Origin of the sequence: Blastococcus sp. TF02-09 (assembly GCF_003319105.1) — a bacterium.
GTDB lineage: Bacteria > Actinomycetota > Actinomycetes > Mycobacteriales > Geodermatophilaceae > Blastococcus.
In genome coordinates this window covers 264,165-279,749 of the sequence record NZ_QOHH01000004.1, presented here as the reverse complement: position 1 = coordinate 279,749, position 15,585 = coordinate 264,165, and the positions used below count along the sequence as shown (strand labels likewise).

12 protein-coding genes are annotated in these 15,585 nt (G+C 69.9%); 2 read left to right on the top strand and 10 right to left on the bottom strand.

Annotated elements, in window-relative coordinates; translation table 11 throughout:
• Positions 1-164: 164 nt before the first annotated feature.
• Positions 165-524 carry a hypothetical protein gene (locus tag DQ239_RS08755; RefSeq protein WP_113834009.1) on the bottom strand — a complete coding sequence of 120 codons (360 nt, stop codon included), beginning with the start codon at positions 522-524 and terminating at the stop codon, positions 165-167.
• A gap of 236 nt (positions 525-760) precedes the next feature.
• Between DQ239_RS08755 and mobF the strand changes: the two genes are divergently transcribed.
• Complete coding sequence (gene mobF / locus DQ239_RS08750) at positions 761-6,286, top strand: MobF family relaxase (protein WP_233488955.1); 5,526 nt, start codon at positions 761-763, stop codon at positions 6,284-6,286.
• Positions 6,287-6,595: 309 nt separating this feature from the next.
• Entirely contained in the window at positions 6,596-7,618 is a 1,023-nt protein-coding gene (locus DQ239_RS08745; protein ID WP_199582783.1) for a nucleotide kinase domain-containing protein, read from the top strand.
• On the opposite strand, the gene DQ239_RS08740 is transcribed toward DQ239_RS08745, so the two are convergent.
• The 9 genes from DQ239_RS08740 to DQ239_RS08700 form a co-directional block, all read right to left on the bottom strand.
• On the bottom strand, positions 7,604-9,100 hold the full coding sequence (locus DQ239_RS08740) for a MazG nucleotide pyrophosphohydrolase domain-containing protein (protein ID WP_147252052.1): 1,497 nt from the start codon (positions 9,098-9,100) through the stop codon (positions 7,604-7,606). The two genes, DQ239_RS08745 and DQ239_RS08740, sit on opposite strands and share 15 nt — an antisense overlap.
• Entirely contained in the window at positions 9,100-9,654 is a 555-nt protein-coding gene (locus tag DQ239_RS20315; protein ID WP_158544808.1) for a C1 family peptidase, read from the bottom strand. The genes DQ239_RS08740 and DQ239_RS20315 overlap by 1 nt, the downstream gene beginning before the upstream one ends.
• A 181-nt stretch (positions 9,655-9,835) precedes the next feature.
• A complete protein-coding gene (locus DQ239_RS08730; RefSeq protein WP_113834005.1) occupies positions 9,836-11,158 on the bottom strand; it encodes an ImmA/IrrE family metallo-endopeptidase in 1,323 nt (440 codons plus the stop codon).
• A 6-nt stretch (positions 11,159-11,164) separates the two neighbouring features.
• Entirely contained in the window at positions 11,165-11,560 is a 396-nt protein-coding gene (locus DQ239_RS08725; protein WP_113834065.1) for a helix-turn-helix transcriptional regulator, read from the bottom strand.
• Entirely contained in the window at positions 11,547-11,972 is a 426-nt protein-coding gene (acpS, locus tag DQ239_RS08720; RefSeq protein ID WP_158544807.1) for a holo-ACP synthase, read from the bottom strand. The genes DQ239_RS08725 and acpS overlap by 14 nt, the downstream gene beginning before the upstream one ends.
• A 4-nt stretch (positions 11,973-11,976) precedes the next feature.
• Positions 11,977-12,828: a hypothetical protein gene (locus DQ239_RS08715; protein ID WP_113834003.1), complete on the bottom strand. Its 852-nt coding sequence runs from the start codon at positions 12,826-12,828 to the stop codon at positions 11,977-11,979.
• A 6-nt stretch (positions 12,829-12,834) separates the two neighbouring features.
• On the bottom strand, positions 12,835-13,269 hold the full coding sequence (locus DQ239_RS20110) for a hypothetical protein (RefSeq protein WP_147252050.1): 435 nt from the start codon (positions 13,267-13,269) through the stop codon (positions 12,835-12,837).
• A 315-nt stretch (positions 13,270-13,584) separates the two neighbouring features.
• Entirely contained in the window at positions 13,585-13,959 is a 375-nt protein-coding gene (locus tag DQ239_RS08705; protein WP_233488953.1) for a hypothetical protein, read from the bottom strand.
• A gap of 113 nt (positions 13,960-14,072) precedes the next feature.
• The gene (locus DQ239_RS08700; RefSeq protein WP_113834001.1) at positions 14,073-15,581 is read right to left on the bottom strand and encodes a TraM recognition domain-containing protein; all 1,509 of its coding nucleotides are present in this window, start codon (positions 15,579-15,581) and stop codon (positions 14,073-14,075) included.
• Positions 15,582-15,585 lie beyond the last annotated feature (4 nt).

Sequence of the window (15,585 nt, the reverse complement as noted above, 5' to 3'; positions counted from 1 at the left end):
ACACCTCACATCGGAAGACACGATTGCAGTACGGAAGAGGACCGCTCCGGTCAGCACGAGAGTGCCGCATCCAGGACCCGCCGGTTCGGCGCCGGCCGGGCGAAGCGAGCCGGTGGTCTGCCGGCTCGGATATACCCCGCCCCCCGGCGCGAGTTATTCAGCGTTCATGTCTGATCCGGACCAGCGGTCGAGCCGTTGCCGCCGTCTCGATGCTTCAAGCCCAGCTCTCTGACGATGCGCTCGGCGTCCTGGGCGGCATACCCCTTGACGACCGTGTCGCCGACGCGCACAGAGCGGGAGACATTCCGCCGCAGGTAGGTAGTGACGACGCCAGCCAGCGCGGCCCACGCCGCTGGTTCCTCGACGGTTGCAACCAGGAGGTCCATCACGGGGCCGTGCGAGTGCTCCATACCTTGGCTGTGAGCCAGCCCCGCCTCGTCGAGCAGGCGCCGAATCTCTGCACTGTGCTCCGGTGGGACCCGAAGCTTGACGTCGCCGCTCCACCCAAACGGCTCAATGATCAAGTTGTCGGTTCCTGGCTCAGCTCTTCGCACCGGCATGCCCGGATCGTTCCTCCAGAAGGCGGGGCCTGCAAGCGCCAGAAACTGCCGTGAATCACCCGCGTTCACACCCGCCGCGAGGGAGCCGGCCGAGGGAGGGCCACATCATCACGCGCACGCAGCCATCAAGATCATCGGCCACACACCTAGTGCATCCAGGATGATCTTGATGGGACAGCGCTTCCTAGCGTCAGGTTGTGATGACGTTGCACAAGCTCACCGCGGGCGATGGGTACACGTACCTGACCCGCCAGGTGGCCGCGCACGACGCCACGACACGCGGATTCGGGAGCCTCGGCGACTACTACAGCGAGAAGGGCGAGACGCCCGGCGTCTGGATGGGCCACGGCCTTGCCGGTGTGCCGGACTTCCCGCTCGGTGAGCGGGTCACCGAGGCGCAGATGGTGGCGCTGTTCGGCAAGGGACGTCACCCCAACGCCGAGGAGCTCGAGCAAGCGGCGCGACTCGCGGGCAAGGACCCGCAGCAGGTCGATCAGGTCAGCCGACTGGGCGCACCGTATCGCGTCTTCGAACAGGCCAACGAGTTCCGCCGTCGCTGCGCCGAGGAATTCCGTGACCACAACTTCGCCCGCGGCTTGGACGCCGTCACCCCGGTTCCGGAGGAGGACCGCGCGCGGATCCGAACGGCCGTGGCGAGCGCGATGTTCGCCGAGAGCTACGGCCGACCGCCAGCCGACGCCCGGGAGCTGTCCGGCCACCTGGCCCGGATCTCCCGGCAGGCCACGACGGCGGTGGCCGGCTACGACCTGACCTTCAGCCCGGTCAAGAGCGTCTCGACGCTGTGGGCCATCGCCCCGCCGGAGGTCACAGCCGTCATCGAGCAGGCGCACGCCGACGCCGTCGCGGACACGCTGGCGTGGCTGGAGGACCACGCGACGTACACCCGTGTCGGCCGCAATGGGGTGGCCCAGGTAGAGGTCCGAGGACTGATCGCGGCGGCGTTCACCCACCGCGACTCCCGTGCCGGCGACCCGGACCTGCACACCCACGTGGCGATCAGCAACAAGGTACAGACGCTCGACGGCCGGTGGCTGGCGTTGGACGGGCGACCGATCTACAAGAACAAGGTCGCCGCCTCCGAGCGGTACAACACCCGACTGGAGGCGTTGGTCGTCGACCGGCTCGGCGTCCGCTTCGCCGACCGGCCCGGCACCGAGCCGGGCAGACGACCGGTGCGGGAGATCGTCGGTATCGACGGGCCGCTCCCCCAGCTCTGGTCCTCACGGCGGCGGGCGATCGAGGTACGCCGCGCGGCACTGGCGGTGCAGTTTCAGGCCGACCACGGCCGCCCACCGACCACGGTCGAGGCGATGTCCCTGGCTCAGCGGGCCAACCTGGAGACCCGCCAGGCCAAGCACGAGCCGCGGTCCCACGCCGAGCAGCGCGCCTCCTGGCGGGCGCAGGCGCTGGCCACGCTGGGCGGCGAAGCTGGACTACGCGCGTATCTGAATGGTGTCCTGCGCAGTACCCGTGGCCGCCCACGCGGCCCCACGCGCGCTTGGGTGACCGAGACCGCCCAGCAGGTGCTCGCCGTGGTGAGCAGCGCGCGAGCGACCTGGCAGGAGAACCACGTCCGCGCCGAGGCCGAACGCGAGGCCCGGGCCGCCGGAATCGGACTGAGCGACGTGGATGGGGCGGTCGACGCGGTCGTCGCCACCGCGCTGTCATCCCCGCTGTCGGTCCGACTGGACGGCGGGGTGACACCGGGCCGGCGCGTCGCCGACGAACCCGCCCCACTGCGCCGCTCCGACGGCACGTCGGTGTACGTGGTGGCCGGCTCGGCGCTTTACACCTCAAGCGAGATCCTCGCCGCTGAGGAGCTGATTCTCGCTGCGGCCGGCAGACGCGACGGGCATGTCACCCCTGCTGCGGCCGTCGAGGTCGCGCTCGTGGAGTCGGTCGCCAACGGGGTGACGCTGAACCCGGGCCAGGTGCAGCTGGTCCGTGAGCTGGCCACGTCGGGCGCGCCGGTGCAGCTGGCACTGGCGCCGGCCGGCACCGGCAAGACCACCGCGCTGCGGACGCTGTCGGCCGCCTGGCGCGCCGGCGGCGGCAACGTCGTCGGACTGGCTCCCTCGGCGGCGGCGGCCACGGTGCTGCGCGAGCAGATCGGCGCCAGCACCGACACGCTGGCCAAGCTGATCCACGCGCTGACCACCGACCTCGACGTCCCACCCTGGCTGCCCACGATCGATCCGGGCACCCTCGTGGTGGTCGACGAGGCCGGCATGGCCGGCACTGCAGACCTCGCCCGCGTGGTCGAGCACGTCACCGCGGCCGGTGGATCGATTCGGCTGATCGGTGACGACCAGCAGCTGGCCGCCGTGGGCGCCGGCGGAGTGCTGCGCGACCTCGCCGCCACCCACGGCGCGGTCAGTCTCTCCCAGGTCGTCCGCTTCACCGACCCGGACGCCGGCAGCGCCAACCACGCCGAGGGCGCGGCATCGCTGGCGCTGCGCGAGGGCGACCCGGCGGCTCTGGCCTACTACGTCGACCACGGCCGCGTACATGTCGGCGACCTCGCCACGGTCACCGAGGACGCCTACACCGCCTGGGCCACCGACCGCGCCGCGGGACGCGACGCCATCATGCTGGCTCCCACCCGTGAGCTGGTCACCGAGCTGAACGCCCGCGCCCGCACCGATCGCCTGGCCCGGCAGACCGAGCCGATCGGCCGCGAGGTCACCCTGGCCGACTCGATGTCCGCCTCCGCCGGGGACGCGGTGATCACCCGTCGCAACGAGCGCACCTTGGCGCTCGGCGCCACCGAATGGGTGAAGAACGGTGACCGGTGGACCGTCACCGCCGTCCACGACAGTGGAGCCCTCGACGTCGTCCACCAGCGCACCGGCCGGCACCTCACCCTGCCCGCCGGCTACGTCATCGAGCACGTCATCCTCGGCTACGCCACCACCGTGCACGGCGCCCAAGGCGTCACGGCTGACACCTGCTACGCCGTCGCCAGCGGCACGGAGACCCGCCAGCTGCTGTACGTGGCGCTCACCCGCGGCCGTCACGCCAACCACGTCTTCCTCCTCACCGCCGGGGACGGCGACCCGCACACCGCGATCACCCGTGACGCGCTGCTGCCGCCCACCGCCGTCGACCTGCTCACCCGGGTCCTGGGACGCGACGGCAGCCAGACCTCGGCCACCAGCCACAGCCGGGCGCTGGCCGAACCAGCCGCCCGGCTCTCCTCCAGCGCCGACCGGTACTCCCACGCGCTGAGCACCGCCGCGGAGGACCGGCTCGGGTCCCACGCGCTCGTGGCGATCGACAGCGCCGCCGAGGACGCGGTGCCCGGACTGACCGCGCAGGACGCCTACTCGGTCTTGCGCGCGCATCTGGCGCTGTGCGCCGTCGCCGGCCAGGACCCGGTTGATCTCCTCAGGCGGGCGCTGGCATCGCCGCGCGGCCTGCACGACGCCCGCGACACCGCGGCGGTTCTCGACTGGCGCATCGACCCCACCGGTCACCACGCGGCCGGAACCGGTCCGCTGCCGTGGCTGCCCGCCATCCCCGAGACGCTGCGGACCGACCCCCGGTGGCGCGCCTACCTGACCCACCGCGCCGACGAGGTCGCCGCGCTCGCCACCGCCGTCGCCAATGAGGCCCGCGCCTGGACTCCGGCCAGCGCTCCCGCCTGGGCGTTGCCGCTGCTCGACCGTGACCCTGACCTCGTCGCCGACCTCGCCGTCTGGCGCGCGGCCCACGGCGTCAACGGCGCCGACCGGCGCCTCACCGGCCCCGCGCTGCCTGCGGCCGCCGAGGCCCGCGCCCAGCGCACCCTCAACGCCCGCATCGAGCGGCTGCTCGGCGAACCGGGCACGGCCGCCGCAGAGTGGTCGGCTCTCGCCCACGGCATCGGCCCGCGCCTCACCGCCGACCCCTACTGGCCGACCCTCGCCGAGCGTCTCAGCACGGCCGAGCGCGCCGGTATCGACGTCACCTCACTGGTCCAGGCGGCCGCCGGCCGTCCCCTGCCTGACGAGCAGCCGGCCGCCGCGCTCTGGTGGCGGCTGTCCGGGCACCTCTCCCCCGCCGCACTGGCAGGCGGTGCCGTCTCGGCACAGACGCTGCGCCCGGACTGGGCGCCGGCTTTGACCGCCGTCGTCGGTGGTCCGGCTGCCGGCCGGGTGTTCGGCGATCCGGGTTGGCCCGCGCTGGTCGCCGCCGTCAGCTCGGCCTGCCTCACCGGTTGGTCCCCAGAGCAGCTCTTGGACACCGCGTACGACCTGCTGCGCGCCGGTCACCCCGACGACGAGCCGCTGCGTCCCGAGGAGTTGACCACCGGGCTCGTGTGGCGGATCGGCCTGCTCACCGATCCTACGTCCGGTGGGCTCACCAACGCATGCCCGCCGCTCGACGACCTCGACCAGCTCCCGACGCCGGACGGCGTCCTCGATGAGGACTGGCTGGCCGGCCTCGCGGAACCTGAGGACCTGGACGACCCCGCTGATGCCGGTCGCGCGATCGGCCGGGCCGAGTTGGGCGACGCGCCCCGCGCCGCCCGGCGGCGCCTCCTCGAGCTCAACGAGCAGGCCGCTGGCTTCTTCGCCGCCCGCTTCCGCGACTCGTGGGCGCCGTCCTACCTCATCGGACGGCTCGGCACCGACGTTGCCGCGGACGAGCGGGTCACCCTCGGCTACGCGCCCGCCGGGTGGACTGAGCTGACCGACCATCTGCGCCGCTTCGGCGCCACGGACCCCGAGATCGTCGCCGCCGGCCTGGGCAGCTACGCCTCCACCGAGCGGGTCATCGACCGCTTCCGCGACCGACTGGTCTTCGCCATCCGCGACGGCGCGGCGATCCACGGCTGGATCGGCCGCCGCAACCCCGCGTACGACGGCGAAACAGCGAGTCGAGCCGTTCCCAAGTACCTGAACACCGCCGAGACAGACCTGTTCACCAAGGGGCGCGAGCTGTACGGCCTGACCGAAGGCGCCACAGCCCTGGCGGCCGGCGCCGTCCCGGTCATCGTCGAGGGCCCCCTCGACGCGCTGGCAGTCACCTTGGCTGGCGACGGCAGGTACGTCGGCATAGCGCCCCTGGGTACCGCGTTCACCGATGCACAGGCCGACCGGCTGCGCCCCTTCATCGGCGAAGGACAACCGGGGGTCATCGTCGCCACCGACGCTGACTCCGCCGGACAGCAGGCCGCGCAACGCATCTTCTGGCAGCTGACCGCCCGCGGCGACGACCCACGCCACCTCGCTGTCGCGACCGGCAAGGACCCCGCCGAGCTGCTGCAGATGGCCGGCCCAACCGCCCTCATCGGGGCCCTCGCTGCCTCCCCCAGCCTGGCGGGCACGCTCATCGACGCCCGCGTTGCCGTCTACGCCGACCGGCTGGACACCGTTGAGGGTCAGGTCCACGCGACGCGTCGCGCCGCCGAGGTCATCGCCGCTCTGCCCACCACCAGCTGGCCTGCACACCTCACCGAACTGGTGGCCCGCACTGCCATCGCACCCGACATCGCGCTGTCCGAGGTCTTCGACGCGATGGCCCACCGGATGGCTGCCGGTCATGAAAGCCGGAAGATGTCGCTCGATGGGCTCCAGCGCTCCGTCGACGCCAAGTCGCGGACGTCCAGTCTCGAACGGCCGGCGAGTACCGCGCCGGGAGCGCCCGACGACAGCGTGCAGGCGGCTCGGTTCGTCGCATCCCGGCGGTGCGCAACTCGCATGCCGACCGCCCCGAGGTAGCCCGAGCGAGGGTGAACTCCGCCGTTCCGCCCGACTGCCCAGGCTTGCCATCGGACGCCACCCCGGCCGGTCGTGGCGATCGTCCCCGGACTGCATAGCCGGCAAGGGCTCTGCACCTCTGACTCGATCGCTTGGCCCCCGACCTGCCGCACCCACGGAGCTGACCGCGACACCGTGGCACGACGGCCAGGATCGCCCGAAGCTTGTCAGCGGCGTCCCCTAACATCCGCAAGGACCCGGCTCCCGTCCGGCAGCCGGACCGCTGCATCGACGAACCGGGCCGGGCGCTCACGTAGGGCAGGTCACCGGATGGAGATGACGACGCGGGTGTGGTCGGGACGGGTCGCGGGGCGCCACGTCGTCGCCTCGGAGGTGCTGGCCAGCTACTGGACCTTCGCGGCTGAGCGCCAGCGCGTCTATCACGCTCGGCTGTCAGGGCAGTCCGCGCCGTGGACTTCCGACCCAATCGTCGCTCAGTACCGGTTCACTAACGCCTATCGCGCCGCCGATCGTGTATCGCAAGCCCTTATTCGCGTGCTCTACGACGGCCCGCAGGCCGCACGTGATGTTCTTCTCCGCACGCTATTGTTCAGGTTCTTCAACAGGCCTGACACGTGGCGGGCGATCGAGGCCGAGCGTGGCGAGGTCACCGCGGCAGACTTCGACGTCGACTCCTACGCCCGCATCCTCGACGATCTAATGCTGAGAGGCAGCCGAGTCTATTCGGCTGCCTACATCATCCCGTCTCCACCGTTTGGGCATGCCCGGAAGCACCGGAACCACCTGGCGCTGGTCGAGCACATGATGGCTAGTGGCCTCGACGGCAAGCTAGCGCGCGCCAGGAGCTTGGAGGACGTTTTTCACCTGCTCGCCTCCTACCCGTCGCTCGGGCCGTTCCTGGCCTACCAGCTGACGGTCGACCTCAACTACTCGACTTTGCTCGACTTTGACGAGGATGATTTTGTCGTGGCCGGGCCCGGGGCGATCAGTGGCCTGAAGAAGTGCTTCCCTGACGCTGACGGAGTCGCAGCGTCGGATCTCATCCGGTGGATGGTGGACACCCAGGAGCAGCAGATCGAGCACTACGGGATTGACTTTCACGACCTGTTCGGTCGGCGACTGAAGCTGATCGATTGTCAGAATCTTTTCTGCGAAACCGACAAGTACGCCCGCATCGCGCACCCCGCGCGGCGAGGAATCGGTAATCGCACACGCATCAAACAAAATTTTAGCGCCATGGGCCCGCTGTCGCTGCCCGCGTTCCCGCCCAAATGGGGTCTCGACCCGACACCGGTCGGCGCCAATCGAAACCGTTCATTAGCTCTCGCCTGACTCGACCAAGCCGCGTCGGCGCAGTTCCTCCGTGATGAACGCGTGCGTGTCCGGAACGCTCATGGGGGGAACGACAACGACTTGGTCGGGGGCGGCCGCGGCGAGCGCCTCGTATCCCTCTCTCACGCCGGCGGCGTTGTTGTCGTCGGACACGTGCGCGGTGAGAAATAGGAAGACGACATCTGCCTCCAGGTCCGACCACACGTCGTCGATGAGCGAGCGAAATGTGGTCTCTGAGAGGCCGAGGTTCCCCCCGGTCGCATACCAGCCGTAGGCCCAAGTTGACCACCACCAGCGGTCGAGGACGAGAGTTCCGCGTCGCGTCGCGTCGATCAACTCGTCGATGGACTCGCTGTGACAGGACAGGTGGGCCAGTTGCCGCGCGAGTGGCCCTACGGGCGGTCGGGTCTCCAGCAGGCGGTAGAGGCGGCGGGTGAAGTCAGCGACCCCGGACGGCATGTGCACGAACGAGGTCGAGTTCCGATCGACCACAGATTCGAGCAGGTCGCGCTGGGTGCTCTTACCCGCCTTGTCGAGGCCTTCGAAGACGATGACCTTTCCTGGCTTCAGGATCAGCGTCGGCGCAGGCTGTGGTTGCGGGGACGGTGGCGTGAAGGTGAGCGTACGGGCGCCCAAGTCCGCGCGGACTGTGCCGCCCCGGTGCTGCCGGAGGGCACGGAACATCGCGTACCCGCCGAGGATGGCGTACTCCCAGTCAGCCGAGCTTCGCTGAGCCACCTCCAGGTGGCTGGTCATCTTTCGGCAGGCCTTGATGACGTCGGCGGGAACACGATCGCCGGTGGCGAAGAAGCTGTGCTCGGAGGCCACGGAGAAGACGTAGGCCGCCAGCCCCTCCTCGATTACTGCGGCCCTGCCGCCGTCCTGAACCCGGTTGGTGTCCGGGCTGCTGCGTCGTTTCACCTCGAGCAGCCCACGCATGGTCGGCGACCAGCCGAGAAGCGCCATGTGACCCAGGTGAAGGGCATCGTGGTAGCGATAGTCGTCGTTGTCGTCGCTGTTGTCGTCGAGCGGGTCGCCGACCGCCTTCTCGCCGCGGTAGATCCGTACCACCGGTACGGGTTCGGCTCCTCGATCGGTCTCAAGCGACTCGACGAAGGTGATGTCGATCTGACGAGGGAGCTGTTCGGCGGGGTCAAGCCCGTCGTCGAACAGGACGTGCGGCGGTGGTGCCGGCGGCCGGACATACCGCTCTTCGGTCTTGTGGAGGTTGTCTGCGAGGACTTGTCCGAGGTCAACGTCGCACCGCCGGGCGAGTGCGGCCGCGTACCAAAGGAGATCCCCGAGTTCTTCGCGCACTTCCTCCCGGAAGCCGCGATAGCCTAGGGCGTCTCGCTCGCGCTTCTTCACCTCAGCCGCGAGATTCCCGATCTCACCGGCGAGCCCGAGCAGAGGCAGCGTGAAGTCGTCGGGCGGCAGGATGTCGGTGCGGCGCGCCTCCCGCTGGTAGTCGTCGATGTCCATCACGGTGCTCCGTTCGTCGGGGCCGGGGGGATGAGCACGGCGGCTTGCACTGCGTTCGCGACCAGGTAGTCCAGCGGCAACCAGCCGTACCCTCCGGCACCCCAGTACGGCCCCCAGCTGTTGCGGATCAAGAGTCGACGACGGGCATCCGAATGAGTGGCCGCGCCGACGGCCAGTACAGCGTGGTAGTCCCCCTCCGGGCTGCGGATGTCGGGGAGCTCGATGGACCCGTCTGGCCCGGCGTTCTCGAACTCGCGGGTCACCTCCACGATCAGGACGACGGGGTGTCCGGCGGCGAGTGCCTCTTCGAGTTGGTCCTCGACACCGTCGTGGGCGAGGTCGAACTCCAGGACCGTTGCTCGGTGCCACGGCGGCTGCCCGACCGCTGTGGGGGGATCCTCGGTACCCACGCCCAGGTGCCGGTTCCAGGGCCAGGAGGCCAGCGACGGCTGGCCGGAGTCGCGGAGTGCGACGGCGCCATGCTCTAGCAGCATTCCGCCGGTGGACGTGTGCCCACGAACGGTGCAATGCCACCAGATCGCCTCGGGAGCCATGGCCGCACCGCCGCCGTTCCCTGAGTACGCGTTGACGAGGGTCCCATGAGCGTGACTGAGGGCGAAGGGAAGGCAGACCGGTCGCGGACCCTGGTCCATCAGGGCGCCGGTAAGCAGGTGCCGGAGGTCGACGTCGGGTCGGTGGGGCGGACCAGCGCCCGGTTCCGATTCCGACGGAACGTCACTCCCGGTCATGCGTGTCCTGCTCGTCCTCGTCGAGGTCGATCGAGAGGAGTGCGCGGCGGCGCAACACGTCCGGGCTCGGCACGACCTCGACCTCCAGCCGGTACGTCTCCACCGTCGGCGCCGCTGGGTCGTAGGCGGAGCTGTAGGCGAGCTCAACGGCATCTCGCCCCTCGCTCACAGACCGCAAGGCCAGCAGCCGAGTTCCGGTGCCGGCGATCGAGACGGCGTCGTGCCCGCCGCCGGTCCGCACCGCGGACGCGTCGCCCCCCGATTCTGGAGGGCCACCCTGGGCGATTGCGCGACGCGCCGCCCGTCGCTGCGAGGCAGCCACGGAGCGGCGAGCGGCCTGGAACTGGTCGTCGACCACGGCCAGAGGGTGGGTCAACGCGGGTGGCGTGCTTTCCGGTGTGGAGGGCTCGGTCGGCGGCAGCAGGCGGACCGCGCCCGTGTTTCCCGGCACCCGGGCGAGCGCCCGCCCTACGGCGACAGCACTTGTCGGATGGAGCGGCGGGGACGGTAGCCAGTCGGGGTCAGCGACGACCGCGTCGGACTCTTGAATCGGCGGCGGCTGCCTGACAGTGCGCCCCGCGCGGCGTCGGAAGTCGTCGTCGGTAAGCCAGCGGTAGCCGGTCGTCCGGTTTTCGGGGAGAAGGACGACAACCTCGTCGCCCTCCGTGATGCTCAGCGCAGCCCCCGCCGAGTCCCAGCCAACGGGCCAGACGTCGACGGCGCCGTTCGGCTGATGACCTCGGCACAGCTCGGCCTTGATCGTGGCGGGCCGAATCTTGAGCAGCGCGTCACGTCGCGACCGGGTGATGATCTCTAGATTGGCCAATTGACGTGCCGCGGCCTCGTAGCTCGACCCGATGTCCCGAGCCAGGAGATAGACGACTTCCGGTGTCGCGGTTCGGGCGTCTTGGATGCCGTAGCGCGCGCACATCGCAAACACCAGCGGCGGCGGCATCAACAGCTGACTGGCAAAGATCTGAGCGAGGAACTCGCGGTCGGCCGTCGGGTGGTAGACGTCGTCCGCTGTGTCGAAGGTCGTCTCGCCGTAGTCGAGAATCCAGTGCGCGATCTCGTGAGCGGCGGTGTAGCGCTGAACCGCCGCTCCGCGCTGAGTGCTCAGCATGACCCCACCGTCGCCATGGGGAACCACCGCGCCGAGGAGGTTGTCGAGACGGTTGAAGACCAGCCACAGACCCATCTGGTCGATGATGGTGAAGACGTCGACCGGCGCCTCCTGATCGACGTCTAGGTCTGCCAGCAGCCTGTCGGCTTCCTGCAGCGCGTGCCGCATCTGCGCACGAGTCACCATGATCGATTAGCCGTCCTCAGGCGTGATCCGGCGTCGGGCTGCGGCGCGCGGCCGTACTCCGGCCTCGGTCGAGGGCTTGGCCGCGGCAAGAAACTCTGCGAACCGCAACACCTGTGCCCTGTCCTCCGGAGACAGCTCCGCGGTCGCCCGGTAGAGCGCCCGATCCTCCGAGACCGCAGGTTCGACGTCCTCTTCACCGAGGATCCACGCCACGCTTCGCCGGTAGAGACGCGCCAGCCGCCGCAGCTCCAACGCGCTCACATTGCGCCTGCCGGCTTCCATGGCGATGACGCTCGTCCTCTGGATGCCCAGCGCGCCGGCGACATCCTCCTGGGTGAGGCCGAGGGTTTCCCGTGCCGCTCGGAGTCGTCGCCCCACCGCCTGCTGCTCATTCGGTTCCATGGTCTCCACCTTCCTGGTGGCAGCGCGCGCATCCACCTGACGAGCGAGGCGTCGCGACGACGACAGCGATGGCGAGGTCATCCTCATGGCTCATCGAAACGGCGAGATCGACCTGCAGCTCTTCGGCCAAGGCCCACGCGGACCCGCGCAGACGCACGGCCGGCTGTTGCCCGTCAGACCCTGCGATCTCGATGTCGGTGGGGTCGATGTCGCCGATGCCTCGCCCGAGGGCCTTCATCACGGCTTCCTTAGCGGCCCATCGCGCGGCGAGTCTGGGCGCGGAGCCGTCGCAGTGCACCAGCTCGTCCACCGTCCAGCACAGCTGCTGGAAGGACGAGCCGCCGTTTGCGAGCATGGCTTCCAACTGCCCGATCCTGACGATGTCGACTCCGACCCCGGCGGATACCTGCATGTGCCTACGCCCCGGCTCGGGCGTCGGCCAGGAGGGCTGTGACACCTCGCTTGGTGTACGTGCCTTGCTCGGCGTCCGCGAAGGTCGCATTCACCATCAACTCACCGACCCCGAAGCCGGTCTGTTGCGCCAGGAAGCCGAGGAGTCGACTCAGGCCAAGGAGATTGCCGTACGCCTTCGTCATCAGGTACTGGTGACGATACGTGGCCGCCATGCTGAGCCGCCCCTGGTAGAGCGTGAGATCGACGTGGACGAGGCAGGGAAACCCCCGCTCTCGCCGGTCGCTGGCGGCGTAGATCTGCAGCCCAGGGCAGTCGTCGATGAGCTCGGCCTCGCCGCCTACCGCGACGTCTTCGAGATTGCGCTGCGCCTTGCCCGTGTCGAGGCTCCGGCGCAGGCGTGTGACGCGGTCCGCGAGTTGGTTCCTGCCACCCCCCGCCTTGCCCGGCCAGCTCACCATGCGCCCGAAGTAGGTCCCTCGATTGTTCGCCTGGTCAGTGGTCAGGAGGGGGAGCACATCCACATAGGCGTCGTAGAGACCTGCAGCACTCGCATCCAGCTTCGCGCGCTCCTCTGCATCAAGGTCGACGCGGTAGATGAGTCCTGTGTCGGCGTAGAGATCACGCGGGAAGATGGTGCCCGCCACGGTTTCGACCGACTGAAGTCGCACGTCGCCGCGGTGGCCGACTGTGAGGACCTCGTCGATGGCCGCGCGCACTTGGCCACACTCGGCGGCGAGAGGGTTCTCGACGGTGGTGATCACGTTGACGGCGTGCCCGCCGCTGGCAACGACATGCTCGAGTGTGCGCAGCCATGCCTCACTGAGGTTTGGGGCGGGCTCGATGTAACTACTCATGCGGATCTACTCCATGTCTCTGCGGATTGCGCGGATCAGCAAGTTCGCCACGCCGCCGATGCTCCTCAGGACGTCGACGTCCTGGACCTGTGAGAGCTTCACGAGCTTCCGTCCTGGGGCGTAGGCCTCCGAGACCTGCCCGATCAGCCACACCGCGACGAGGCTGGGGATGCGCGCGGTGCCGTTTGCGTGGAGGTCACCGCCCACCACAGCCGCCGACGACGGTCCGCCGAGTTGAGCGCAGAGCTCCTCCAGCGTTTGCTGCAGAGCCGCTCGGTCCAGCACTCGTAGAGCGGCTCTGGTCAACCCGGTCACCGAATTGACGCGCTGGGCGAGGTCTTGCGCCCCCGGCGTCGAAGGTGCCATCGGCACGGCAGGGCTGGCGGTCGGGAAGAACGTGCTTCCCGCCGTCGACAGCCCGATACCAACGTTCGATGTCACCACACCACTGTCGCAAAATCCGACACTGCATGTCAAGTCGAGCCGTCGAAACAGTTGTGGCGCCCGGCGTTCTACGACCAACCAGCACGACGCGTGGGCGCGCGCCCACGTTCGGCCGGGCCCGCGAGGCCCGCGCCGATGGCTGCCCAACGTTGCCGAACCGACGGACGGCGCCGAGCGCAGCGCGAGACCGCCACCAGCAGCAAGTCGACTTCAACGAGCTACCGGCCGCCATCACGACGCTGTACTTCAAGGTCAACTTCTACAGGCAGCAAGAAGAGGACGATCAGCGGCGGCCGGCTCGCCCTCCGCTGATCATCGAGGCGGGGCCTCGAGAGACGCGGCATAGCGGCTCTCGGCCGGCCAGTCCTGGTGTCTGCCGGTCCGACAGGTGCTCTCACCGAGGCGTTCGGTCATGCGGTCGCTGAACAGCGGGAAGGCGTAGCGGTTCCACTCCTCCACCGGCTCGGGGCCGGCGGCGTTCTCGGCCGTCCAGCGCAGGACCGCCAGGACCGGCAGCTCGCGAGCGATGTGAGGGTGGCGGGGCCAGCAGGCCGGGACCATCTGCGCGGGCCGCCACGCGTACTCGTGGTTGATCCACGCGACGACGTCGTCGCACCAGCTCCAGACCGCAGCGCCGAGCTCGGCGCTGCAGCTGGCCGGCTCCCAGGGGCGTTCCAGGTCCGCCACGGCACCTGTGCGGGCCACTCCCCCGCGGTCACGTCGCCGAGCGTCCTCCAGCAGCTCGAGAGCATGCAAGACCGCGAGCGGTGGCGGTGGGAACGGCAGCACGATCACGACGACTACGCCCCGGGCAGCGATCCGAACGGCCGCTCGGTGTGCTCGTCCTGCCTCGGGCCGAGCCGGTGGTCGCGGGCATACGCGAGAGCAGCAGCGGTGCGCTCTCCAACATCCGAGGAGTCGGCCCGGGCCCGGTTGACGTCCGCTCGTGCAGCGTCCAGCTCCCGCTTCAGTCGCTCGCCGTCCTTGCCGTCGAAGCAGCGCTGCAACCGCGCGATGATCGGTGGCGCGTTGCCGGCGACCACCAAGGCGTGGCGCTCCCGTATGCGGCGGATGTCGCCGGGCCGCAGGACCCGCACGTCCTCACCGGAACGCGAGGTGCCGACGCCGCCGGGTCCGTCGGTGACGGTCTGGCGGCTGATCCGCACGTCATCGAGCAGGTCGGACAGCTCCCGGTAGAAGTGGATGTCCTTGCCGCCGCCGAAGACGACGAGGTTGTTGGTGAGCCCGAACAACGAGCGGGCCTCGTCCTCCCCGTAGGAGACGACCATCTGCTTCCACGTCTGGGCGGCGTATATGAACGAGAGGCCGAGCGCGCGTTCGTTGGCCATGCGCACCCGCAACGTGGGCAGGGGCGTGGTGGAGGGCAGCTCGTCGAGGCAGGCCAGGAAGCAGGGGGTCAGCCGCCCGTGCGTCGAGGTGGTGGCGGCCCGCAGAGCGGTGTCGAGGACGTGTTCGGCGACCGCGGTCATCAGCGGCGCCGCTGAGGCATAGGGGTCCTCCCGGCCGAGCAGGTACACGGTGCCCTGCCGGGCGATCAGGTCGGTGAGATCGGTAGCCGCCCGTCCGGCCGAAGGCACGCAACGGGCACGGATCTCGGGCTGGAAGAACAACGCCATCGCCTGCTGAACCGTGGTGACGGTGTTGCCGACGGTGTCCGGGCTGCCGTGCAGTGCCCCGGCGAGCAGCCCGTCCCAGAACCGGGCGGCGTGCGGGTGCTGCTGCAGGATCTCGGCGGGTTGCTCGGCGGCGACCGGGTTGGCGACCCACTCCAGAACGTGCTCGAGGGTGCGGCCGGTGAGCGCTGCGGCGTGCAGGAAGCCCTGCAGGACCTTGGCGGTCTCCGCGGCGTAGAACCGGGCGGCGTTGTCCTGCCGACCGCCGGTGACGGCTCCGGTGACGGTGCCGGCGGCGAAGGCCTTCGCTCGTCGCTCGGCGATCTGGGGGTCCACACAACCGGCGATCGGGTCCCACACCAGCTCGGGCAGCCCGGGCGCGGCGCCGAACGGGTCGAGCACCGCGATGGGGCGCGGTGGATCGCCGGGGTGCGGCGGCTGCTGGCGTCGTCCGGCAGTCAGCAGCAGGTCGTCGAGCTTGGTCAACGTCGCCAGCCCGGCGCCGCGGTGGGCCAGCAACGCGGGGGCGAGCAGGTCGAGGGTCTTGCCGGACCCCTGCTCGCCGTAGACCCCGGTGGTGCGGTCGTACCGGCACCACAGCTCCACCCCGTGCGGAACCCGGGACCGGCCCAGCCGCCAGCCCACGTCGGTCGGGTCGAACGCCTGCCTGAGCATCGGG

Excerpts from the sequence above, each read along its gene's own strand:
- mobF (WP_233488955.1), top strand. The coding sequence starts at position 761 with ATGACGTTGCACAAGCTCACCGCGGGCGATGGGTACACGTACCTGACC.
- DQ239_RS08745 (WP_199582783.1), top strand. The coding sequence starts at position 6,596 with ATGGAGATGACGACGCGGGTGTGGTCGGGACGGGTCGCGGGGCGCCAC.
- DQ239_RS08740 (WP_147252052.1), bottom strand. The coding sequence starts at position 9,100 with ATGGACATCGACGACTACCAGCGGGAGGCGCGCCGCACCGACATCCTG.
- DQ239_RS20315 (WP_158544808.1), bottom strand. The coding sequence starts at position 9,654 with ATGGCTCCCGAGGCGATCTGGTGGCATTGCACCGTTCGTGGGCACACG.
- DQ239_RS08730 (WP_113834005.1), bottom strand. The coding sequence starts at position 11,158 with ATGGTGACTCGTGCGCAGATGCGGCACGCGCTGCAGGAAGCCGACAGG.
- DQ239_RS08725 (WP_113834065.1), bottom strand. The coding sequence starts at position 11,560 with ATGGAACCGAATGAGCAGCAGGCGGTGGGGCGACGACTCCGAGCGGCA.
- acpS (WP_158544807.1), bottom strand. The coding sequence starts at position 11,972 with ATGCAGGTATCCGCCGGGGTCGGAGTCGACATCGTCAGGATCGGGCAG.
- DQ239_RS08715 (WP_113834003.1), bottom strand. The coding sequence starts at position 12,828 with ATGAGTAGTTACATCGAGCCCGCCCCAAACCTCAGTGAGGCATGGCTG.
- DQ239_RS08700 (WP_113834001.1), bottom strand. The coding sequence starts at position 15,581 with ATGCTCAGGCAGGCGTTCGACCCGACCGACGTGGGCTGGCGGCTGGGC.